This is a genomic window from Aromatoleum tolulyticum, from assembly GCF_900156155.1.
GTDB classification, from domain to species: domain Bacteria; phylum Pseudomonadota; class Gammaproteobacteria; order Burkholderiales; family Rhodocyclaceae; genus Aromatoleum; species Aromatoleum tolulyticum.
In genome coordinates this window covers 260,187-282,684 of record NZ_FTMD01000006.1, presented here as the reverse complement: position 1 = coordinate 282,684, position 22,498 = coordinate 260,187, and the positions used below count along the sequence as shown (strand labels likewise).

The window sequence follows — 22,498 nt, the reverse complement described above, 5'->3', positions numbered from 1 at the left end:
CCAATGTCTTCAATCCGTACCTTTCTGACCGACTCACGCACGCTCTCCTTCATCGGCGTCCTGGCCCTTGCGGCCTTCCTCATGCTGGGCGCCGAAACGCTGGAACTCGCACTGACATGGGCAGCGATCGCCTCGTGCGCACTCCTGGTTATCTGGATCGCGGTCTGGGCATGGCGGCGGCATCGGGCCGCCCTCGCCGCTTCAGCTCTCGAACGGATGCTCGACCCGCGGACGGGCGATAACGAAGGCCGGACCAGGGGAGAGATCGAAACCCTGCGCCAGCGCATGAAGGAAGCCATTCGGACGATCAAGACATCGAAGCTCGGTCTGGTCTCCGGACGCGCCGCACTGTATGAGCTGCCGTGGTACATCACGATAGGCAACCCTGCCGCCGGCAAGAGCACGGCCGTCGTCAATTCGGGGCTCACCTTCCCCCTCGGCGATGCCGCCGGCAGCGTCGTGCAGGGACTCGGCGGAACGCGCAACTGCGACTGGTTTTTCACGACGGAAGGGATCCTCCTCGACACGGCCGGCCGCTACTCCGTCCATGAAGAAGACCGCGAGGAATGGCTGGGTTTTCTCGATCTGCTGAGAAGAAATCGTCCGCTCGCGCCGATCAACGGGATCATCGTCACGGCAAGCATCGGCGAGCTGCTCCGCAACTCCCCAAGCTTCGCAATCGCGCTTGCCAAGAACCTGCGCCAGCGGGTTCAGGAACTCACCGAACGCCTCGAAGTGTTTGCGCCGATCTACGTGATGTTCTCGAAGGCCGATCTCATCGCGGGGTTCAACGAATTCTTTCAGGACGTGGACTGGAACGAGCGTGACCGTGTGTGGGGCGCCACGTTGCCCTACGAGACCGACGGTAACGACGCCATAGGGCTGTTCGACCGCTACTTCGACGAACTCTACGAAGGGCTGCGCGAAATGAGCGTAGCGCAGATGTCGATTGCCCGCGGCGAGCGCATGGCACCGGGACTGCTCACCTTCCCGCTCGAGTTCGCGGCGATCAAGCCGGTGCTGCGGTCCTTCATCGCCACGCTGTTCGAGGAAAACCCCTTCCAGTTCAAACCGATCTTCCGCGGCTTCTACATCACCTCGGCAATCCAGAGCGGAGAGACGCCCAGCAGCTCCAGCGAGCGCGTGGAAAATCGCTTCGGGCTTTCGGGCGACGGTCCGGCTGCAGCCCGGATCGCCTCGAACAACGGTTTCTTCCTGAAGGACCTGTTCTCCAAGGTGATCTTCGCCGACCGTAACCTGGTGCGGCACTATGCCAGCAGACGAAAAAAGCGCCTGCATCATGTCACCTCGCTGGCCGCGGCGGCACTGCTGGGCCTTTCGCTGGCCGGCTGGAGCTGGTCCTACGCGAACAATCGCAGCCTGGTCGAAAACGTCCGCGCCGACCTCGACCGGGCTGTCCGCCTTCAGGAAGACCGCATCGACCTGCAGTCCCGGCTCGAAGCGCTCGAACTCCTCCAGGATCGCATTGCGCAACTGGAGCATTTCGAAACGGAACCCTCCCGGTCGCTCGGGCTCGGTCTGTTCCAGGGCAACGAGGTGAAATCCAGATTGCTCGAAGAATACTACCGGGGCATCACCGAAATCATGCTTCGCCCGGTCAGTGAAAGCATCGAAGGCTTCCTTGCCGCGGTCAACCGCAACTCGGGCCGTCTGCGACAGACCGACAATGCAGACCGGGGGCCAGCCGGCAACGCTTCTCCGAACGGACAACCGTACAAGGAAGCCACACCGACCAGCGTCGAGGACGCCTACAACGCCCTGAAAACCTATCTGATGCTGGGCGACAAGTCACACACCGAGGTCGGCCATCTCTCCGATCAGCTCAGCCGCTACTGGCGCACCTGGCTGGACGCCAATCGCGGTTCCATGCCGCGGGAACAGATGATGCGCAGCGCAGAGCGGATCATCAGTTTCCACCTGCGGCACGTGAACGATCCTGGCTGGCCGACGATCGCCGGGAAGCTTTCCGTGATCGACGAAACGCGCGGGACGCTGCGCCACGTGGTGCGCGGCATGCCCGCAATCGAACGCGTCTACGGGGACATCAAGGCACGAGCGGCCACCCGCTTCCCCCCGGTGACGGTAACAAACCTCGCAGGCGCGGATGACGCGGGTCTTGTCAGCGGCAGTCACGTGATATCCGGTGCATTTACCGCCGAAGCCTGGCGAAGCTATGTTGAAGCCGCCATCAAGGATGCGGCCACCGGAGAACTCCACAGTACGGATTGGGTCCTCGACACCAGCGCGAAGGACGACCTGTCCCTTGCCGGCAGCCCTGAGCAGATCCAGAAGACGCTCGTGGCGATGTACAAGAAGGAATACGTCCAGGAGTGGCAGAAGTTCGTAACAGGCATCGGCGTCAGCGGGTTCGACGGTTTCCCTGCTGCGGTAGCCGCGATGAATCGACTCGGCGACATGACAGCCTCCCCCCTGGGGAAATTGCTGCGCACTGTGCATGAGCAGACCGCTTGGGACAATCCGGGGGCAGGCCATGCCGTAGCCGAGCGTGCACAGAAGGGCTTCATCGAGTGGTTCAAGCAGTCGATCCTGCGGATGTCGCCCGCTCCGGTCACGCTCGAGGTGTCCTCGACCACGACGACGATCGCCAGCCCGATGGGCGCCATCGGCCAGGAATTCGTCGGCGTCGGTCGTCTGCTCGCGAGGCGGGACAGCGGCGAATCGATCCTCGACCTCTATCTGCGCCGCCTCTCCGGACTGCGGACCCGCCTCAACCTCCTCGTCAACCAGGGCGACCCTGGCCCGGGCGCGGTCAAGCTGATGAGCGAAACGATCGAAGGCGGCAATTCGGAGCTAGCAGACACGCTCCGGTTCGTGGACGAGCAGATGCTGACGGGCATGCCCGACAACCAGCGCGAAGTGCTCCGCCCGCTGCTCGTGAGGCCCCTGCTGCAGACCTTCGCCGCCCTGATCGGCCCGGCCGAGCGCGAGCTCGACAAGAGCTGGATTGCAAACGTGTATGAACCGTTCGGGCGACAGCTCGCGGGGAAATATCCGTTCAACGCAACGTCGGGCATAGAAGCAACACCGGCCGAGATCGCGCAGATCTTTGGTCCGGAAGGCGCAATCTCTAAGTACGCGGCGACCAGCATCGGGCCGCTGATGGTGCGACGCGGCGACTATATCGAACCACGGACCTGGGGCGATCTCGGCATCCACCTGCGGCCGGATTTCCTCGCCGCATTCCCGGGCTGGGTCGCGCCGCTGGACGGCAGCAGCGCCACACAAGCCGCTGCAGTTGCGCAAACGAGCTTCCGACTGCTGCCGCTGCCGTCGCCGGGGACGACCGAATACACGATCGAGATCGACGGGCAGAGATTGCGCTACCGCAACGGGGCCGCTCAGTGGGCGACCTTCGTGTGGCCGAATCCGGCAGGAACCCCGGGCGCGCGAGTCGTCGCAACGACCTTCGACGGGCAGGAACTCGAGGTCGCGAATTTCAGCGGGCGCTTCGGGCTCGAAAAGCTGATCAACTCCGCCACCCAAACCCGCAATGCAGACGGCTCCTTCAATCTCGCCTGGCAAGCGGGCGAGGTCTCCGTTCCGGTCACACTCAAGATCGTAAGCAGCCCGGACATGCAGACGGGCAAGAACGCCGGCGCCAAGGGCAGCCGCAACGCGCCCCTCCCCTCCAGCGTGGCCGGCGAGGCAGTGAAGGCACCGGCCGACGACGCCGAAACCGGAACCCCGGCCGCGCTCGCGGCCACGACTCAGGAACGGGGGATCCGGCCATGAGGGGCCCCGCCATTCACGCCACCGGCTATTTCGGCAAGCTGCCCGCGCGCGGCGATTTCGTGAAGGGAGGCGGATCGGCACAACTGATCGCGATGCTCGACCGCTGGATATCGGAAAGCATGAACCTGTTGTCGGCCGATCCCCGCTGGCGCATACCATACGACAGCATGAGTCCGGTCCACTTCGCCTTCGTCGGCCCGCGCAGCCGCCTCTCGGTCGTCGGCCATCTTCAGCCGAGCCACGACGCGTCCTCGCGGCGCTTTCCCTTCCTCGTCGCGTCGACCATCGAGTCGGAGGCCGGACATGCCCACCCCGGCCCCCTGGCCCTGTCGTCCCTGTGGGAAAAGTTCGGGCACCTCGTCGGTCTTGCCCGGGCGGCCGACGAACCCGCCTCCATGCTGCACGCCCTTGCGCGCATCGACTGCGCACAGGAACTCGCACACATGGCACGACCGTCCGGCGCCGACGCGGTGCCGGATTCAATCACCATTGCGGACATCGACCGCCTGCTCGAACATGACGGCCACGCCGGAAATGCCCGCCGCATCATCCTGTCCCTCGGTGTGCTGCTGCGACCGCTGCTCGGCAGCAACAAACCGACGATCGAACGCGGCCTGCGCTTGCCCCTGCCGAGTGACCTCGGGCTTCGCGACGCGCTGGCACAGGTCTGGTTGAACCTCATCAGCGGTTTCCTCAGGAATACCCCCTGCGAACTCCAGCTGCTGCAGGCGCCGGTTGCCGGACGCAATACGCTCGTCGTCGGCTTCAACGGCGCATCGCCACTGCCGCTCGTCAGCCTGGTCTCGCCAGGGAGCGCGCCCGACGCCGTCGTGAGCCTCGAAGCCCCCGAATGGATCGACACCCACCCCGACCTGATGAGCGACTACGGAATCGCCAAGCTGTCGAGCTACCTCGCGCAGCCCGGGACGACCCTCGCCACAGCGCTCGCCACCTTCAGGGAAGTATTTTTCGGAGAATGATCTTGAAGTTCAGTTCAGCACTCGCGGCCGGGCTGCTCTATGCCGCGGCAGGCATGAGCGCACAGCCCCCGCAAACCCCGGCGCCGGACGGAATGGTGTACGTCACCGGAACGGTACCCGACGAAAACGCACGCGTGGCCGTCATTTCCCGCCTACGCGACCTCTATGGAGCAGACAAGGTCGTCGACCGCCTCGATTCGGGGGGCGTCGTCGCGCCGCCCGACTGGACCGGCCATGTCGTGAAGACGCTCGGCAACGGCATCCGCAACGTGCGCCAGGGACAGCTCGACGTCAACGGAACCCAGGTCACGATCAGCGGCAATGTCACCAACGAAGCCCGGCGGCAGCAAGTCGCCAGCGAAATTGCGACTGCGCTGAACCCGACCTACACCGTGAATAACGGTCTGCGCGTGCCGGCCGGCTCCCAGGCGCTGCTCGATCAGACGCTCGCGGATCGTGTGGTCGAGTTCGAAAGCGGGTCTGCGATCCTGACACCAACCGGCATTGCCATTCTTGACGAGATGGCGGCAGCCATTGGCAGACTCGATCGCCCCCGCGTCGACATCATCGGGCATACGGACTCCACCGGAAACCGGATGGCCAACATCACGCTGAGCCTCGCCCGAGCCGACGCGGTCAAAACCTATCTTACAGGCAAGGGCATCCCTGCGGCGGGCCTGAGCGCGCACGGCGCGGGCCCCGACCGTCCGGTGACGCCGAACGACACGCCGGAAGGACGCGCGCGCAATCGCCGGATCGAATTCCGGCTCGCCGAGTGAGCCCGGCCGGGCCGTTCAGCGTCCCGGCGCATCCTGGGTCACAAGCCCGAGCAACTCCTCGACGTGGGAGAGCGCCCCGTCGTCCCTCACCACGGTGCGCAGCCACTCGTGCAGCGACATCTCGCCCCAACGCGCTGCCTTGTCGGCGAGATAGGCCACGGGACTGTGCGGCTCGGTGCGCCGGAAGAAGTCCGCCACCTCGCGCAGCCGCTCTATCGCATCGGCCCGCGTCACGATCGCCCCGGGACTTGCTCCGCCGGGCGCTCGCTCGCCCCCCGGGATCCGCCCGCTTTCCCCGGGCGAAACCGCACGCGACTGCGAGGTCGGCGCAGGCACATCGCCGCCGAAGCGCCGCAGGGTGTCGCGCACCTCGATCAGAGCCTGGCGCGCGTCGTCGAACCCCGGGCCATCCAGACCGAGCTTCGCATCCACGACCCGTTCGAGTTCGCCCAGCGCCAGCCGTGCCGCTTCCGCCTCTGCGGCGATACGGACGAAAAAGTCGCGGGGCGTGTCCCGGCGTGCCGCCTCGAACTGGTCGAGTGTCACCGGCGCCGCACGCATGAGGAATTCCGCCTCCTGCGGATTGCGCTCCAGGCTGGCCGCCAGATTGCGCGCGGATTCCAGGTCGGCCATCGAGAAGCATCCGCGCGACGAATCCGTCACAAGGGTATCGCGAATGATGCGGCGGGACTGCGTCACCAGCCAGTCGAGATTCCCCGCTCGCATCTCCTGGTCACCGTCGTCGGAAAGGGGATGGATGTCGTCCCAATATGACTCGCACAGTCCGGCCACCAGCCGATAGCCGTCGGCAAGGCCGCCAAATCCGCGAGTTCTCGCCACGGCTTCGGTCAACCAGACGGCGAGACGGACATCCTTCGCGCGAACTGCCAGCGCATCCTCGCACAGACGCGCAACACGTGGCCAGTCGGCCTCCTTCAGCGGCCTCACCCATTCGCCCTGACTCACCGAAGGATCGTCGCAGCGGCGCGCCTCCTGGATCTCGTCGAAAAGCGCGGAAAAGGTGAGATCCTCGCCGCAGCGGTTGCCGGGCAGCGGTCGGAGCAGTGCATCGAAGTCCATGGGCGGTTCCGGTTAAGGCCAAACCGCCATTTTACATGACGCAGAAATAACCCCGACAGCATGCCGGAGCGTTTTCAGGCGTGCTGAATGAGCTCGATCTTGTAGCCGTCCGGATCCTCGACGAAGGCGATGACGGTCGTGCCGTGCTTCATCGGCCCGGCCTCGCGCACCACCTTCCCGCCGCGTGCCCGGATCTCGTCGCAGGCACGATACGCATCGGGAACCGCCAGCGCGATATGGCCGAAAGCATTGCCCATCTCGTAGGAATCGACGCCCCAGTTCCAGGTGAGCTCGATGACAGCCCCTTCGGACTCGTCCTGGTAACCGACGAAAGCCAGGGTGAACTTCCCCTCGGGGTAGTCATGGCGGCGCAGCAGCCGCATTCCGAGCACCTCGGTGTAGAACTTGATGGAACGATCGAGATCGCCGACTCGCAGCATGGTGTGAAGCAGTTTCATTTCAGCAGTCCTCTTCAGTCTTCGGCAATGAGCGCCGCATCGGCGCCATCGATGACGGGCAACGCACGCCCGGCATCGCGCAGACGCGCGCGCGCGGCCTTCCAGTCCGGATACAACGCGTCGACCACGGCCCAGAACCGCGGCGAGTGGTTCATTTCCGCGAGATGTGCCACCTCGTGAGCGACGACGTAGTCGACGAGCGTCGGCGGCAGATGGATCAGCCGCCAGTGCAGCCGGATACCGCTACGGCTGCTGCAACTCCCCCAGCGAGTGCGAGCCGACGACAGGCGCACCGCCGGCACCGCATGACCAAGGCGGAAACAGAACTCGGCCACGCGCTCGCCGAACCAGGGCAGGGCGCGAGCGCGCAGGGCGCGAACGAGCGCCTTGCGTGCCCCCGGGCCGTCGGGTAACACGAGCTCTTCGATGCCGTCCGCGCCGAGGCGCCAACGCGCCGAGCGGCCGCCCGCCCCGAGGCGCATCCGGCACGTCTCGCCCAGAAGCGGAAACAGGGCGCCATCCTCGACCGTCATCACAGGCGGCGACACCCGAACGGAAAGCTTCCCGATCAGCCAGTCATGGTGGCTGCGGATGAAGCGGTCGATCTCCGCCTGCGTCGCGGGCCATGGCGCGGCGACACGGACCCCGCGGTGATCGACCTGCAGCGCGAAGCTGCGTCGCGGAGAACGCCTCAGCACGTATCCGAGATCCCGCTCACCCAGACGGATGCTGCGGGGCTCCTCGCTCGCGGGGCGTGACTGGCGCAACAGGCCGGCCAGTCTGCTCACGCTTTCTCCTGCCATGCGTATCCGCGCCCCCCGACCTCTGCGCGGATGCGCGCCATCGCCGTCGCCACGCTTGCGGCGGGGCCTTTCACGCCGAGCTCGATGGTCCGGACCTCACCCGGCGCAGTCGGCACGCTCGGCAGGCTGAACAACTCGAGATCGGGAAACTCCGTCGACACGAACTCCATCAGATCAACCAGTTTCCCTTCCACCGCGTCCAGGACCGTGATCGCCGCTTCGGTGTAGTCATCTGCGTGGTGCAGATGGCGAAACTGCGTATCCAGCACCCATTCGATCATCGGCCAGGCCATCACGGGGAACCCAGGCACGAAGTAATGCCCGCGGATCGAAAAGCCCGGTACCTGGTTGTACGGATTCGGGATGATCGCGCTGCCCTGCGGATAGGTTCCGAGTTGCAGGCGATGCGGCGTAATTTCGGCGCCGAATTTCTCGCGCAGGATCGCCTCGGCCTCGGGATGCAGCGCGAGTTCCAGGCCCAGTGCGGCCGCCGCGCACTGACGCGTGCGGTCATCCGGTGTGGCGCCGATGCCGCCGAAGCTGAATACGACATCGCCGCTGGCGAAGCTTTCGCGCAGCGCCGCGACGAGCCGCTGCGCGTCGTCGCCGACGTAACGCGCCCAGGCAAGCCGGAGTCCGCGCGCCCCGAGCATCTCGACGAGCTTCGTCAGATGCTTGTCGCTGCGCCTGCCGGACAGGATTTCGTCGCCGATGATGATTGCGCCGAACGCCATCCCTTACTTCCGCGACTGCGGCACGGGCAGGGCATCGAGGACGGTCACACCTCGTTCGATGCGCTCGCGCCGCAACGCCTCGAGCATGAAATGGACAAATGCAAGGCCGCAGAACGCGGGCGCCACGAGATTGACGAAGGGCACATAGGCAAGCAGTGCGCAACCGCCTCCGAGCAGGAGCATGGACGTCCGCTGCACCCGCGGCAGGCGCTTGAGTTCGTCGCAGTCGGCGTGCAGCATCAGCGCGTCATAACCGAACGCACGCTGGTTCAACCAAGCGGTCAACACGACAGACGCGACAAGTCCCGCCCCGGGGATCAGCCACAGCGGCAGCGAAACGACCATGCCGAGCAGGAACAGCAGCCCCGCGATGGTCGCATTCCACGCGCTGCCGAGATTCGAGCCGCCGCGACGCAATTCCAGCTCGCCATAATCCTTCAACGCCACCCGCTCGAGCATCAGCGGCAGCGCGAACACCGCAACCAGCAGCGCCGCGGTGACGTAGATCAGCGGCAGGAACGCCAGCGCGAGGGCGATTTCGACGACGATCAGCGTCGCCGTTCCACCGATCTCCGACGTCGCGATCCATTCGCCGACAAAGGCCCATCCCTGGATCCAGCTCACGATCGCCTCGACCAGCGTCGACCATGACAGGACGGCAATCGTCATCCACACGACCAGGGCAACCAGACTGGGCCACACGAGGTGGACGAATACTCCCTTGCGCCCGAGACTGCGCAACGCCCGACCGAACGCAAGCAGGATGTCGCGCATCGCCCTTCTCCGCTCAGCGCATCATGCCGGGCAGCATGCCCTTCATGCCGCGCATCATCTTCTGCATGCCGCCCTTGGAGAACTGCTTCATGACCTTCTGCGTCTGCTCGAACTGATTGAGCAGGCGATTGACTTCCTGCACGGTCACCCCCGCCCCGGCGGCAATCCGCCGCTTGCGGCTCGCCTTGAGCAGCTCCGGCTTGGCGCGCTCGAGTGGCGTCATCGAATTGATGATGCCCTCGATCCGCCCGATCGCCTTCTCCTCGACGCCGCCCTGCAGCTTTCCGGCCATCTGCGAGAACTGCGCGGGCAGCTTGTCCATCATCGACGCAAGGCCGCCCATCTTGCGCATCTGCCCGATCTGCTCCTTGAAGTCGTTGAGGTCGAAGCCCTTGCCGGTCTTGAGCTTCTCGGCGAAGGCACGCGCCTTCTCCTCATCGACCCCGCGCCGCGCGTCCTCGACCAGACCGAGGATGTCGCCCATGCCGAGGATCCGGCTGGCCATGCGCTCGGGGTGGAATTCTTCCAGGCCGGTGAGCTTCTCGCCCACGCCGGCGAATTTCAGCGGCTTGCCGGTCACGTGGCGAACGGACAGTGCCGCACCGCCGCGCGCATCGCCGTCGAGCTTGGTCAGCACGACGCCGGTGAGGGGCAAGGCCTCGTTGAACGCGCGCGCCGTATTCACGGCATCCTGGCCGAGCATCGCGTCGACCACGAACAATGTTTCCACGGGATTGATCGCGGCATGGATCGCCTTGATCTCGTCCATCATCGCCTGATCGATAGCGAGCCGACCGGCCGTGTCGAACAGCACCACGTCATAGTAGTGGCGCCGCGCATGATCGATGACCGCGAGTGCGATATCGACGGGCTTCTGGTCGGGCGTCGTCGGATAGAAATCGATCCCGGCCTGCGCGGAAACCGCCTTCAGCTGCTCGATCGCAGCCGGCCGATAGACGTCGGCCGAGACGGCGAGGACCTTCTTCTTCATCCGCTCATGCAGCAGCTTGCCGAGCTTGCCGGTGGTGGTCGTCTTGCCCGCGCCCTGCAGGCCCGCCATCAGGATCACGGCCGGCGGCTGCGTCGCGAGGTTCAGGCCGATGTGGGCGCCGCCCATCAGGGCCTTCAGTTCATCGTGCACCACCCCCACAAGGGCCTGGCCGGGCGTCAGCGAGCCGACGACTTCCTGGCCGACGGCCTTTTCCTTCACCCGCGCGATGAAGTCCTTGACCACGGGCAGAGCCACGTCCGCCTCGAGGAGCGCAAGGCGTACCTCGCGCATTGCATCCTGGATATTGTCTTCGGTGAGGCGTGCCTGGCCACGCAGGGTCTTGACGACCCTGGAGAGGCGCTGAGTGAGATTGTCGAGCATATTGGCTGGGGCCCTAGGCCTTGGAGTAAACTGCAGGGAACTATGCAAACCATTCTACTTCATCTGTTCGCCGCGACACTCTACGCGGTTCTGGGCGCCCACTTCTGGCGAGTCACGGCACAGGCGGCGCCGAACCAGCCGAGGCGCAGCATGTCGGCCGCGGAACGGCTCACGATGTTCGGCGCGATCCTTGCCCATGGCTGGGCACTGCAGGGAGAACTGTTCCCCGGCGAAGGCATGCGCTTCGGCTTCGGCTTCGCCGTATCGCTGGTCATCTGGCTGGCGGTGTGCTTCTACTGGATCGAGACCTTCTACGCCCGCCTCGACGGCCTCCACGGCGTCGTCGTCGCCGCCGGCGTGGCAGGTAGCCTGCTGCCCCTCGGCTTTCCGGGACAGCATATGCTCGTGAATGCCGGCAGTCCCGGATTCCGCGTCCACTTCATCATGGCGATGCTGGCCTACAGCGTATTCACGCTGGCGGCGCTGCACGCGATGCTGATGGCCATCGCGGAGCGGCAGTTGCACAGCGGACGACTCACCCGGACCTTCGCGAACCTGCCGCCGTTGCTGACGATGGAGACGCTGCTGTTCCGTCTGATCGGCATCGCGTTCATCCTGCTGACGCTCACGCTGAGTTCGGGCGTCGTGTTCTCCGAAGCGCTGTTCGGACAAGCCTTCCGCCTCGACCACAAGACGGTGTTCGCGATCGTTTCGTGGCTGCTATTCGGAGCCCTTCTCGTCGGACGGCGCGTCTGGGGCTGGCGTGGACGCGTCGCGCTGCGCTGGACGCTGGCCGGCTTCGTTGCGCTGGTGCTCGCCTACGTCGGCAGCCGTTTCGTGATCGAGGTGCTGCTCGGACGCACCGCCTGATCCCCGGCAGGCGGCCCGGACTGCCGCCAGACGTATCCGCCGCGGCCTTTACAATTCATTACGCGGCGGGCAAGATCGAATGTCAGTTAGCTAAGATCGGGACATGGCAGCAAACCCCCAGACCGCCCTGAGCGGACTCGCGCGAGCACTGATCCAGCACGGCCGGCTCTCCGAAGCCGACGCGGTTACGTGCACCAAGGGCGCTGCAAACGTCCCGAACGGCTTCATCCTCGAGCTTGCTCAGCGCAAGCTCCTGACCGCGAAGACCGTAGCGTGGTTCGCTGCCGAAACATTCGGCTATCCGCTGCTCGACATTTCGTCCGTGGATCGCACCAGCATCCCCCGCGATGCGATCGACCGCAAGTTGATGGCCAAGCACCAGGTCGTCGCGCTGGGCAAGCGCCAGAATCGCCTCACCGTTGCGACGGCCGACCCGTCCAACATGCGCGCGCTCGACGAGATCCGATTCCAGACCGGAATGCAGGTCGACCTCATCGTTGTCGAAGCCGATCGCCTGGCGCGCCTCGCCGAGACCCTGTCCGAATCGACCGAGGACACGCTGAAGGAGCTCACCGGCGAAGAGTTCGACATGGATCTCCTGCAGGATCAGGAAACCGGTGCCGAACAGCCAGCCGATGACGCCTCCGCGGAAGTCGACGACGCCCCGGTCGTCAAGTTCATCCAGAAGGTCCTGATTGACGCGATCAACGAAGGCGCATCCGATATCCACTTCGAACCATACGAGAAGTACTACCGGATCCGCGTCCGTACCGACGGCATCCTGCGGGAAATCGCGCAGCCGCCGCTGATCCTGAAGGAAAAGATCGCGGCGCGCATCAAGGTCATTTCGCGCCTGGACATTTCCGAGAAGCGCATCCCGCAGGACGGACGCATGAAGCTCGTCCTGTCGAAGAACAAGTCGATTGACTTCCGCGTGTCCTCGCTGCCGACCCTGCACGGCGAAAAGATCGTGATGCGTATTCTCGACGCGTCCTCGGCGATGCTGGGGGTCGACGCGCTCGGTTACGAGCCGGAGCAGAAAAAGGTACTGCTCGACGCGATCGAACGCCCATACGGGATGATCCTCGTGACGGGTCCGACCGGCTCGGGCAAGACCGTGTCGCTGTACACCTGCCTCAACATCCTGAACAAGCCGGGCGTCAACATCTCGACCGCCGAGGACCCCGCGGAAATCAACCTGGCCGGCATCAATCAGGTCAACGTGAACGACAAGGCCGGACTGACCTTCGCCGCGTCGCTGCGCGCCTTCCTGCGCCAGGATCCGGACGTGATCATGGTCGGCGAAATCCGCGACCTCGAGACCGCCGAAATCTCGATCAAGGCGGCGCAGACCGGCCACCTCGTGCTGTCGACGCTGCATACCAACGACGCCCCGACCACGCTCGAGCGCCTGCGCAACATGGGCGTCGCGCCGTTCAACATCGCCTCCTCCGTGATCCTGATCACCGCACAGCGCCTGGCGCGGCGGCTGTGCACGTGCAAGCAGCCGGTGGACATTCCGGTCGAAGCCCTGCTCGAAGCGGGATTCAGCGGCGAAGACCTCGACGGCAGCTGGCGCCCGTACGGCCCTGTCGGATGCGAGCGCTGCAAGGGCAGCGGCTACAAGGGGCGCCTGGGCATCTACCAGGTCATGCCCATTTCGGAGGAAATTGCCCATATCATCATGACCAACGGCAATTCGATGGACATCGCCGCACAGGCTCAACGTGAGGGCGTGCGCGACCTGCGCCAGTCCGGCCTGCTTAAAGTGAAACAGGGTGCGACCTCGCTCGAGGAAGTGCTCGCCACCACCAACGAATAGGGAACATCGAAAGCTCATGGCGACCACTACCCGAGCCAGAGGCACCGCCGCCGGCCCCAAGGAAACCCTCTACACATGGGAGGGCAAGGACAAGAACGGCAAGCAGGTGCGCGGCGAAATTCGCGCGAGCGGCGAATCGGTCGTTCAGGCCACGCTGCGCCGTCAGGGCGTGCAGGTCCTCAAGGTCAAGAAGGCCAAGATGGCCCGCGGCCACAAGATCACCGACAAGGACATCGCGCTCTTCACGCGCCAGCTGGCGACCATGATGAAGTCCGGCGTCCCGCTGCTGCAGGCCTTCGACATCGGCATCAAGGGGTCCGGCAACCCCAGCCTGGCGCGACTGCTGAACGAGGTGCGCAACGACGTCGAAACCGGATCCAGCCTCTCCCAGGCCTTCAGCAGGCATCCGATCTATTTCGACAAGCTGTTCTGCAACCTGGTCGGAGCCGGCGAGCAGGCGGGTATTCTCGACGGACTCCTCGACCGCATCGCGACCTACAAGGAAAAGATTCTCGCGATCAAGGGCAAGATCAAGTCCGCAATGTTCTACCCGATAGCGGTCATCGTCGTCGCCGCGATCGTCGTGACCGTGATCATGTTGTTCGTGGTGCCCGAGTTCAAGAAGGTGTTCGCGAGCTTCGGCGCCGAACTTCCTGCGCCGACAATGGTAGTGATCGGAATGTCCGACGCCTTCGTCGCGTACTGGTACGTCGTATTCGGCATCATCGCCGGCGTCATCACGGGGATCAGCTACACGTACAAGCGCTCGACGGCGATGCAGATCGCGCTCGACCGGATAATACTCAAGCTGCCCGTCGTCGGCGATATCGTCCTGAAGGCAACGATCGCGCGCTGGACGCGCACGTTGTCGACGATGTTCGCAGCCGGCGTGCCGCTCGTCGAAGCGCTCGATTCGGTCGGGGGCGCCGCAGGCAACTACGTGTACCTGACGGCAACCAAGCAGATCCAGACCGAGGTCAGCACCGGCACCAGTCTGACGGTGGCCATGCAGAATTCGAACGTGTTCCCCAGCATGGTCGTGCAGATGGTCTCGATCGGCGAGGAGTCCGGCCAGCTAGACTCGATGCTTGGAAAGGTCGCCGACTTCTTCGAGCAGGAAGTGGACGATGCGGTCGCCGGCCTGTCGACCCTGCTCGAACCGCTCATCATGGTCTTCCTCGGCGTGGTCATCGGCGGCCTCGTCGTCGCGATGTACCTGCCGATCTTCAAGCTCGGCCAGGTCGTCTGACCCCCTCCTTCCGCCCGGCGCACACGAGCCGGGCGGCGCCACGCAAGCCCTCCCATGCCAGACTTCCTCCGCGACCCGGTCCTGTTCACCTTCCTCGCAACGCTTCTCGGCCTTTTCGTCGGCAGTTTCCTGAATGTCGTGATCCATCGCCTGCCGCAAATGATGGAGCGCGAATGGCATGCGCAGGCCGCGGAACTGCGTAACGAACCGCCCCCGCAGCAGGAGCCGTTCAACCTCGCCACCCCTCGCTCGCGTTGCCCGCACTGCGGGCACATGATCACGGCGCTCGAGAACATCCCGGTCGTCAGCTACCTGATGCTGCGCGGACGCTGCCGCCACTGCAGCGCCCCCATCAGCCGCCGCTATCCCGTCGTGGAGATGCTGACGGCCGTCCTGTCGGGCTACGCCGCCTGGCATTTCGGTTTCGGCCTTGCCGCACTCGGCGCCCTGGCCTTCGTCTGGACGATGGTCGCACTCGCCTTCATCGACCTCGACACACAGCTTCTGCCCGACAGCCTGACGCTGCCCCTGCTCTGGTTGGGACTCGCATTGAATCTCGCCGGCACCTACTCCGACATCTCGGCGAGCGTGATCGGCGCGATGGCGGGCTACCTTTCACTGTGGTCGGTGTATTGGCTGTTCAGGCTTGCGACCGGCAAGGAAGGTATGGGCTATGGCGATTTCAAGCTGCTTGCCGCCATCGGGGCGTGGCTGGGATGGCAGATGCTGCCGCTGACGATCCTGTTCTCGTCGCTGGTTGGCGCAGTGGTCGGCATCGGCCTGATCGTGTTCGCGCGCCACGGCCGCAACGTCCCCATCCCGTTCGGCCCGTATCTCGCAGCGGCGGGCGTGCTGGCGCTGTTCTGGGGCAAAACCCTGACGGGGCTCTACCTCGGCACCTTCTGACGCGGGCTTGAAGCGCCGCCGCGCGCCCCCATATCGCAAGAGCTGCAATGCTCGCGCGCGACGGGCGGCTCCCTTCTCGCCAATGCTGCGTTGCGCTAGACTTAGATGCTTGATTTCCGGAGGTTGCCATGCCCATTTATGAATATCGTTGCGACAGCTGCGGGTTCCAGAAGGAACACCTCCAGAAGATGAGCGACGAGCCGCTCGCCGTCTGTCCGTCCTGCAACGCGAACAGCTATCAGAAGCAACTCTCCGCAGCCGGCTTCCAGCTGAAGGGCACCGGCTGGTATGCGACGGATTTCAAGGGCAGCAGTTCCACCCCGGCGAAGGCCGAACCCGCCGCTGCGCCGGCAGGTTGCGGTGGCGCGTGCGCCTGCCACCCGGGCTGAGGGCGACCGCGGCACGTGAAAAAGTATTTCATCACCGGACTGCTGATCTGGATCCCGCTGTCGATCACCTTCATGGTCCTGGCGTGGATCGTCGGCACGCTCGACCAGATCATCGAATGGCTGCCTGACGGCCTCCAGCCGCGGAACCTGCTCGGCTTCGACATTCCCGGCGCCGGCCTCGTGCTCGGCCTGGTCATCCTGCTGAGCACCGGCCTCGTCGCGGCCAACGTCATCGGGCAGAAGCTCGTCCGCTACTGGGAGGCGCTCCTTGCGCGCATCCCAGTGGTCAAATCGCTCTATTACGGCGTAAAGCAGGTTTCGGACACGCTGTTTTCCAGCTCCGGCCAGGCTTTCCGCAAGGCGCTGCTCGTCCAGTACCCGCGCCAGGGCTCGTGGACGATCGCCTTCCTCACCGGCAAGCCCGGCGGCGACGCAGCCACCCACCTCAAGGGCGAGCATGTCAGCGTCTATGTGCCGACGACACCGAACCCCACCTCGGGCTTCTTCCTGATGATGGCCAGGGAAGACGTGATCGAACTCGACATGAGTGTCGATGAAGCCCTGAAATACATCATCTCGATGGGCGTGGTGGCACCTCCCGCGCACGTCGCTCCAGCGCGCTCGGCGCTCCTGAATGAGTAACCTCGCGGCCCGCAGCGGCCGCGCCTTAGTTTCGGAACTGAACCCATGCGAACCAAGTACTGCGGACAGGTAACCGCCGCCGACCTCGACCAGACCGTGACCCTGTGCGGCTGGGTACACCGCCGCCGCGACCACGGCGGGGTCATCTTCATTGACCTGCGCGACCGTGAGGGACTCGTGCAGGTCGTGTGCGACCCCGACCGCGCCGAAACCTTCCGCACCGCGGAATCGATCCGCAACGAGTACGTGATCAACCTGACCGGCAAGGTGCGCCGCCGGCCGGCCGGTACCGAAAATGCGAACCTCGTGTCCGGCGAGATCGAGGTGCTCTGCCACACCATCGAGGTGCTCAACGCGTCGGTGACGCCGCCCTTCCAGCTCGACGACGACAACCTGTCCGAGAACGTGCGACTGGTGAACCGGGTGCTCGACCTGCGCCGTCCGCAGATGCAGAAGAACATGATGCTGCGTTACAAGGTCGCAATGGCGTTCCGCCGCTTCCTCGACGGGCAGGGGTTCATCGACATCGAAACGCCGATGCTCACGAAGAGCACGCCGGAAGGCGCCCGCGACTACCTCGTGCCCTCGCGCGTCCATCCCGGCCAGTTCTTCGCGCTGCCCCAATCGCCGCAGCTCTTCAAGCAACTGCTGATGGTTGCCGGCTTCGACCGCTACTACCAGATCACGAAGTGCTTCCGCGACGAGGATCTGCGCGCCGACCGCCAGCCGGAGTTCACCCAGGTCGATATCGAGACCTCGTTCCTGAACGAAATCGAGATCACCGCGATCATGGAAGACATGATCCGCTTCGTGTTCAAGGAAGCGCTCGCGGTCGACCTGCCGAATCCTTTCCCGCGCATGACCTACGCCGAGGCCATGCGCCGCTTCGGCTCGGACAAGCCGGACCTGCGCGTGACGCTGGAGCTGACCGAAGTGACCGACGCCGTGCAGGACGTGGCCTTCAAGGTGTTCAGCGGTCCGGCGACCAGCGGTGGTCGCGTCGCCGCGCTGCGCGTGCCGGGCGGCGCCTCGCTGACGCGCGGCGAGATCGACGAGTACACCAAGTTCGTCGGCATCTATGGCGCCAAGGGCCTCGCCTACATCAAGGTCAATGACGCCGCGCAGCCGAACGAGGCGGGTCTGCAGTCGCCCATCGTCAAGAACCTCCACGAGACGGCGCTGCGCACCATCCTCGAACGCACCGGCGCGCAGTCCGGCGACCTGATCTTCTTCGGCGCAGACAAGACCAAGGTCGTCAATGACGCCCTCGGCGCCCTGCGCATCAAGCTCGGCCACGAAAAGGGCTACGTCACGGGCGACGCCTGGTGTCCGCTGTGGGTGGTCGACTTCCCGATGTTCGAGTACGACGAGGACGACAAGCGCTGGGTCGCCTGCCACCATCCCTTCACGAGCCCGAAGGATGACCATGTCGAAATGCTCGAATCGAACCCGGGCGAGTGCCTGGCGAAAGCCTACGACCTGGCGCTGAACGGCTGGGAGATCGGCGGGGGCTCGGTACGTATCCATCGTGCCGAGGTTCAGTCGCGCGTGTTCGAAGCGCTCAACATCGGTCCCGAGGAGCAGCAGCTCAAGTTCGGCTTCCTGCTCGACGCACTCAAGTTCGGCGCCCCGCCGCACGGCGGCCTCGCGTTCGGCCTCGACCGCGTGGTCACCCTGATGACCGGCGCCGAGTCGATCCGCGACGTGATCGCCTTCCCGAAGACCCAGCGCGCGCAGTGCCTGCTCACCGATGCGCCGAGCGCGGTCGACGAGAAGCAGTTGCGCGAACTGCATATCCGTCTGCGCCAGAAGGTCGAGACGCAGGTCGAAGTCGCCAAGGCCTGACGATCCACGTACACGGCATAAACGGAGGGCAGATGGGCGACCATCTGCCCTCTTTGTTTGACCGATGCGCGCCCTGGACCACGGGATGCACCGAAAAGCTACAGAATTTCCCCGACATTGCCGTAAGCTTGGGAAACGCCCCGACGTGGCGTCACCTGTACAGCCCGCAATGGAACCATGGCCGACCTCGAACGCCTGAACCTCCTCATCGTCGAAAGCAACCAGGGCATGCGCAGCCAGTTGCGGTCGATGCTCAACAGCTTCGGGATTGCCAACGTCAAGTTCGCACCCTCGGCGGGCGCCGCCATCAGCCGCCTGCGCGACCGCCGCTACGACGTCATACTGAGCGAATACAGCCTCGGCGATGGCCAGGATGGCCAGCATCTGCTGGAAGATCTGCGCAACAACGAGATCATTCCGCTCGACACCCTGTTCATCATGATCACAGGTGAGCGCAACTACGAGCGCGTGATCAGTGCGGCCGAGCTCGCGCCGAACGACTACATCCTGAAACCGCTCACCCCCGACATGCTGCACATGCGGCTGCTGCGGGCGCTGGAGAAGCGCGAGACCTTCCTGCCTGTCTATCGGCTCGTCGAAGCGGGAGAAACGCAGCGGGCCATCGAGGCCTGCACGGCCCGGGCGGATACGCACCCGCGCTACCGCATCGACTTCCTGCGCCTCGAAGCGGAGCTGCACGCCGCGCTGGGGCATACCGATCAGGCGGAAGGCATCTACCGCGAGATCCTTGCCGCAAAGGTCGTGCCGTGGGCGCGACTCGGCCTGGCCAAGATGTTGTTCGCGAAGAAGGACTACACGGCAGCCGAGGAGATTCTGAGCGCATTGGTGGCTGAAAACAGCCGGTACGTGGATGCCTACGACTGGCTCGCACGCACCCGCGAGGAAACGGGGCGCATCGAGGAGGCACGCGACGTCCTGACCAGCGCGGTCGCGCTTTCGCCTCATCGTCTCGGGCGCCTGCGTCATCTCGGCAATGTTCAGCTGGCCGCCGGGGATGCCGCTACCGCCGAGCGGACTCTGGCCGAGGTTGTGCGCAAGGGCAAGTACTCCGATTTCCGTAATCCGGAGGACCATGTACATCTGGTGCGGGCGCAGCTCAGCCAGGGCCGTACCGAAGAAGCGCAGGCGACGATCCGCGACCTGGAGTCGAGCATGGGGGGGGTGCCTGCGACGCCGGTATGCGCCTCGCTGTCGAAAGCGCTTTATCACACCAGCACCGGCGCCGCAGAACTCGCGCAGGCGGCACTCCAGGACGCACTGCTGGGCGGCGCCGCCCTGTCATCCCTGTCGATCGATATGAAGCAGGAACTCGTCAAGGCCTGCCTGGACAATCACATGGAGGCAGAAGGCAGTCAGCTGGTGATCGATATCCTGCGCAACGCCGCGGACGAACGTACGGTGGAGAAGACGCGTGCGATCCTGCGGGAAAGGGGACGCGGCGACCTGTCGAACGAGCTCGAGGAGCGCGTCCATGTCGAGGTGCGTGGCCTGATCGCTGCGGGCGCCGATATGGTCAAGGCGGGCAACTTCGACGGCGCCGTGCGGGAAATGATGTCCGCGGTGCAGAAGATGCCGGGAAATCCGCACGTGCTTTTCAACGCAGCACTCGCGCTGTTGCGGCACATCGAGAACCGCGGCTGGAACGAGCGCCTTGCGGCGCAGGCTCGCGGCCTGATCGCGCGCACGCGACGGCTCGACCCCAGCAATCCGCGCCTTGATGCGCTGAGCGGCTTCATGCAGCAGCTGGTCCGGAAATACAATCCGCACCAGGGCGGCTGACCTCGGGAACAGGGATTTCGCACGAAATTCCCAGGGCGGACCGACCCCAGGAGATTCATTTGCGGGCACTGATATTCAGATTCGCACTGTTCGCTGCGGCAGCGCTCGCGGCTTTGCCGGGTTGCGGCCGCGGACCGGACACCTCGACGACCGCCGACGCTCTCCCGCGGGAGGCGCTGGCAACGCTGGCGCTGATCGACCGTGGTGGCCCCTACCCGTATCGCAAGGACGGCACGGTGTTCCAGAATCGGGAACGCCAGCTTCCGGACAAGCCCCGCGGTTACTACCGCGAGTACACGGTGCCCACACCGGGCGAGAATGACCGCGGCGCACGCCGGATCGTTACGGGAGGGAATCCTCCCGAGGTGTATTACTACACCGCCGACCACTATCGCAGTTTCCGCCGGATCGATCCACGGCGCTGATGCGGGAGGAAGCGATGGACAACGAAAGTCGACTCGCAGACAGGCTGCGCAAGGGCTCGGGCGCCGGGGTGTACCACTTGCCCGCCGACGGAGGGATCGCCATCGCCGCGGCCGCCGCGTCGGGCAACCTGGGCGTGGCGCGGGCCGACCTGACGGATTGCCAGGACAAGGCCGAGTTCCTGCGCCGCATCGCTGAGGCACTGCGCTTTCCCGCGTGGTTCGGACACAACTGGGACGCGCTCGCGGACTGCCTGAGCGATATGAGCTGGTGGCCGGCCGCGGGCCACGTGCTGATCCTCGAACACGCGGACCGTTTTCGCACCGCGGCCGAGGGGGACTTCCTGACCGCGCTCGAGATTCTGGAAGAAGCCGCCCGCGACCGGAGCGCGGACGATGCGCCGTTGTGGACCTTCGTCGGGCTCGCGGCCGACGGCATCGCCCACCTGCGCAGCTTGTGACAAACGCGATGGCCTACAAGCTGCCGGTGTCGGTGCTCGTCGTGGTGCATACGTCGGCGTTCGACATCCTGTTGCTGCAGCGGGTGTCACCGCCGGGATTCTGGCAGTCGGTCACCGGGAGCCTCGAGCCGGGCGAATCGCCCGCGGAGGCGGCGTTGCGGGAGATTCGCGAGGAAACCGGCATCGGTGCCGGAACGAGCTGTCTCGTCGACTGGCACCATAGCAACCGTTTCGCGATCCGCGACGAATGGCGTCACCGTTATGCGCCGGACGTCTCGCACAATACGGAACACGTCTTCAGCCTGTGCGTGCCGGACGGCCAGCCGGTCACGCTTGCAGCCGACGAGCACGACGCAGCGCTGTGGCTGCCGCGCGAAGCGGCCGCAGCGAAGGTCTTCTCGTGGACCAACCGCGACGCGATCCTGCAGCTGCCGGAACACTATCCGGCAGGCGGCAAACGCTAGCCGCTTCAGCCGTACGGACCGCTCAACCCTCCGACGCCTCGAGCATCGCCTTCAGACAGACTGGGCAGTAGCATCCTGCCCCTTCGTCGGGAGCTGAGGAGAGGGGCGGCAACACCGCACACCAGCATACCGGCTCCCCCGCCAGCATTCCACACGTGAAGGCAGCCCCGCAGCGCGGGCACACGGGCATCGCATGCGGCATTTCCGCCATCGGCGGGTCGTCTTGGGTCATTTCCGGATCCCCTGCAGGAAGCCCGAAAGTCTACTCCCGTGCATCCCCGGAATCTTGAAATGCTCCATTCCGAATCTATATTGGGGATGGGAAGACCATCTTGTCAGAGAGGAGAAAGCCATGAGCAACCTGATTCGTCGCGATCCCTTCGATGACCTGCTGCGCGGTTTCTTCGTCCGTCCGGTCGATTTCGGCGGCGGCGGGGCCAGCGAAGCTCCTCAGATGCGCGTGGATGTGAAGGAGGACAACGACACCTACCAGGTTCACGCGGAACTGCCGGGCATCAGGAAAGAGGACATCCATGTCCATATCGATGGTCCGGTGGTGTCGATCAGTGCCGAACGCAAGCAGGAGAAGGAAGTCAAGGAAGGCGAGCGGGTGTTGCGTACCGAGCGTTATTTCGGAAAGGTGTCACGCAGCTTCCAGCTCGGCCAGGAAGTCGACGAAGCCAAATCGAGCGCCAAGTTCAAGGATGGAGTGCTCGAACTGAGCCTGCCGAAGAAAGCTCATGAGCAGGCAAAACGGCTGACGATCGACTGAAATCCGTGCTGCGTAGCGTCCGGCAAGCCGCAATTCTCCGTCAAGGGGGATTGCGGCTTCTGCTTTGCAACATGACTCTTTAAAATGGCGGCGCACAATCAT

The 22,498-nt window shown here is 64.8% G+C and carries 22 protein-coding genes; 15 read left to right on the top strand and 7 right to left on the bottom strand.

Annotation, left to right across the window (positions count from 1 at the left end; all coding sequences use genetic code 11):
- Positions 1–3: 3 nt before the first annotated feature.
- Genes tssM through BW991_RS11430 form a run of 3 tightly spaced genes read left to right on the top strand, consistent with a single transcriptional unit; the run spans position 4 to position 5,533 of the window.
- Positions 4–3,774 carry a type VI secretion system membrane subunit TssM gene (gene tssM / locus BW991_RS11440; RefSeq protein WP_076602234.1) on the top strand — a complete coding sequence of 1,257 codons (3,771 nt, stop codon included), beginning with the start codon at positions 4–6 and terminating at the stop codon, positions 3,772–3,774.
- On the top strand, positions 3,771–4,754 hold the full coding sequence (tagF, locus tag BW991_RS11435) for a type VI secretion system-associated protein TagF (RefSeq protein ID WP_076602233.1): 984 nt from the start codon (positions 3,771–3,773) through the stop codon (positions 4,752–4,754). The genes tssM and tagF overlap by 4 nt, the downstream gene beginning before the upstream one ends.
- Positions 4,751–5,533, top strand: a complete 783-nt coding sequence (locus BW991_RS11430; RefSeq protein WP_076602232.1) for an OmpA family protein — start codon at positions 4,751–4,753, stop codon at positions 5,531–5,533. The genes tagF and BW991_RS11430 overlap by 4 nt, the downstream gene beginning before the upstream one ends.
- Positions 5,534–5,548: 15 nt before the next feature.
- Here the strand turns inward: BW991_RS11430 and tssA are convergent, their stop codons facing one another.
- The 6 genes from tssA to ffh form a co-directional block, all read right to left on the bottom strand.
- Positions 5,549–6,613, bottom strand: coding sequence for a type VI secretion system protein TssA (gene tssA / locus BW991_RS11425; protein ID WP_076602231.1), 1,065 nt, complete (start codon positions 6,611–6,613; stop codon positions 5,549–5,551).
- 74 nt (positions 6,614–6,687) lie between these two features.
- On the bottom strand, positions 6,688–7,071 hold the full coding sequence (gene gloA, locus BW991_RS11420) for a lactoylglutathione lyase (RefSeq protein WP_076602230.1): 384 nt from the start codon (positions 7,069–7,071) through the stop codon (positions 6,688–6,690).
- A 14-nt stretch (positions 7,072–7,085) separates the two neighbouring features.
- Positions 7,086–7,859 (bottom strand): M48 family metallopeptidase, encoded by a 774-nt coding sequence (locus BW991_RS11415; RefSeq protein WP_244551671.1) that lies wholly within the window; start codon positions 7,857–7,859, stop codon positions 7,086–7,088.
- Positions 7,856–8,608: a competence/damage-inducible protein A gene (locus BW991_RS11410; RefSeq protein ID WP_076602228.1), complete on the bottom strand. Its 753-nt coding sequence runs from the start codon at positions 8,606–8,608 to the stop codon at positions 7,856–7,858. Before BW991_RS11410 ends, BW991_RS11415 begins: the two co-directional genes overlap by 4 nt.
- A gap of 3 nt (positions 8,609–8,611) precedes the next feature.
- A complete protein-coding gene (locus BW991_RS11405) occupies positions 8,612–9,382 on the bottom strand; it encodes an EI24 domain-containing protein (RefSeq protein ID WP_076602227.1) in 771 nt (256 codons plus the stop codon).
- A 13-nt stretch (positions 9,383–9,395) separates the two neighbouring features.
- The gene (gene ffh / locus BW991_RS11400) at positions 9,396–10,754 is read right to left on the bottom strand and encodes a signal recognition particle protein (protein ID WP_076602226.1); all 1,359 of its coding nucleotides are present in this window, start codon (positions 10,752–10,754) and stop codon (positions 9,396–9,398) included.
- Between the two features lie 42 nt (positions 10,755–10,796).
- Here ffh and BW991_RS11395 point away from each other — a divergent pair, with 42 nt between their 5' ends.
- From BW991_RS11395 to nudB, 11 genes are all read left to right on the top strand, one after another.
- The gene (locus BW991_RS11395) at positions 10,797–11,624 is read left to right on the top strand and encodes a cytochrome C assembly family protein (protein ID WP_076602225.1); all 828 of its coding nucleotides are present in this window, start codon (positions 10,797–10,799) and stop codon (positions 11,622–11,624) included.
- A gap of 103 nt (positions 11,625–11,727) precedes the next feature.
- Positions 11,728–13,446: a type IV-A pilus assembly ATPase PilB gene (gene pilB / locus BW991_RS11390; RefSeq protein WP_076602224.1), complete on the top strand. Its 1,719-nt coding sequence runs from the start codon at positions 11,728–11,730 to the stop codon at positions 13,444–13,446.
- A 16-nt stretch (positions 13,447–13,462) separates the two neighbouring features.
- Positions 13,463–14,695 (top strand): type II secretion system F family protein, encoded by a 1,233-nt coding sequence (locus tag BW991_RS11385; protein WP_076602223.1) that lies wholly within the window; start codon positions 13,463–13,465, stop codon positions 14,693–14,695.
- Between the two features lie 54 nt (positions 14,696–14,749).
- Positions 14,750–15,601, top strand: coding sequence for a prepilin peptidase (locus BW991_RS11380; protein WP_076602222.1), 852 nt, complete (start codon positions 14,750–14,752; stop codon positions 15,599–15,601).
- Between the two features lie 128 nt (positions 15,602–15,729).
- Positions 15,730–15,990, top strand: a complete 261-nt coding sequence (locus BW991_RS11375; protein WP_076602221.1) for an FmdB family zinc ribbon protein — start codon at positions 15,730–15,732, stop codon at positions 15,988–15,990.
- A gap of 15 nt (positions 15,991–16,005) precedes the next feature.
- Entirely contained in the window at positions 16,006–16,632 is a 627-nt protein-coding gene (locus tag BW991_RS11370) for a DUF502 domain-containing protein (RefSeq protein WP_076602220.1), read from the top strand.
- Between the two features lie 45 nt (positions 16,633–16,677).
- Positions 16,678–18,477 carry an aspartate--tRNA ligase gene (gene aspS / locus BW991_RS11365; protein ID WP_076602219.1) on the top strand — a complete coding sequence of 600 codons (1,800 nt, stop codon included), beginning with the start codon at positions 16,678–16,680 and terminating at the stop codon, positions 18,475–18,477.
- Between the two features lie 177 nt (positions 18,478–18,654).
- A complete protein-coding gene (locus BW991_RS11360) occupies positions 18,655–20,277 on the top strand; it encodes a response regulator (protein ID WP_076602218.1) in 1,623 nt (540 codons plus the stop codon).
- 59 nt (positions 20,278–20,336) lie between these two features.
- Positions 20,337–20,702 (top strand): guanyl-specific ribonuclease, encoded by a 366-nt coding sequence (locus BW991_RS11355; protein ID WP_088179597.1) that lies wholly within the window; start codon positions 20,337–20,339, stop codon positions 20,700–20,702.
- Positions 20,703–20,716: 14 nt separating this feature from the next.
- Positions 20,717–21,160 (top strand): barstar family protein, encoded by a 444-nt coding sequence (locus BW991_RS11350; RefSeq protein WP_076602217.1) that lies wholly within the window; start codon positions 20,717–20,719, stop codon positions 21,158–21,160.
- Between the two features lie 8 nt (positions 21,161–21,168).
- On the top strand, positions 21,169–21,624 hold the full coding sequence (gene nudB / locus BW991_RS11345; protein WP_076602216.1) for a dihydroneopterin triphosphate diphosphatase: 456 nt from the start codon (positions 21,169–21,171) through the stop codon (positions 21,622–21,624).
- A 22-nt stretch (positions 21,625–21,646) separates the two neighbouring features.
- On the opposite strand, the gene BW991_RS11340 is transcribed toward nudB, so the two are convergent.
- On the bottom strand, positions 21,647–21,814 hold the full coding sequence (locus BW991_RS11340) for a cysteine-rich CWC family protein (RefSeq protein WP_088179605.1): 168 nt from the start codon (positions 21,812–21,814) through the stop codon (positions 21,647–21,649).
- A gap of 162 nt (positions 21,815–21,976) precedes the next feature.
- On the opposite strand from BW991_RS11340, the gene BW991_RS11335 reads away from it, so the two are divergent.
- On the top strand, positions 21,977–22,396 hold the full coding sequence (locus BW991_RS11335) for an Hsp20/alpha crystallin family protein (protein ID WP_076602215.1): 420 nt from the start codon (positions 21,977–21,979) through the stop codon (positions 22,394–22,396).
- The last annotated feature ends 102 nt before the right edge of the window (positions 22,397–22,498 follow it).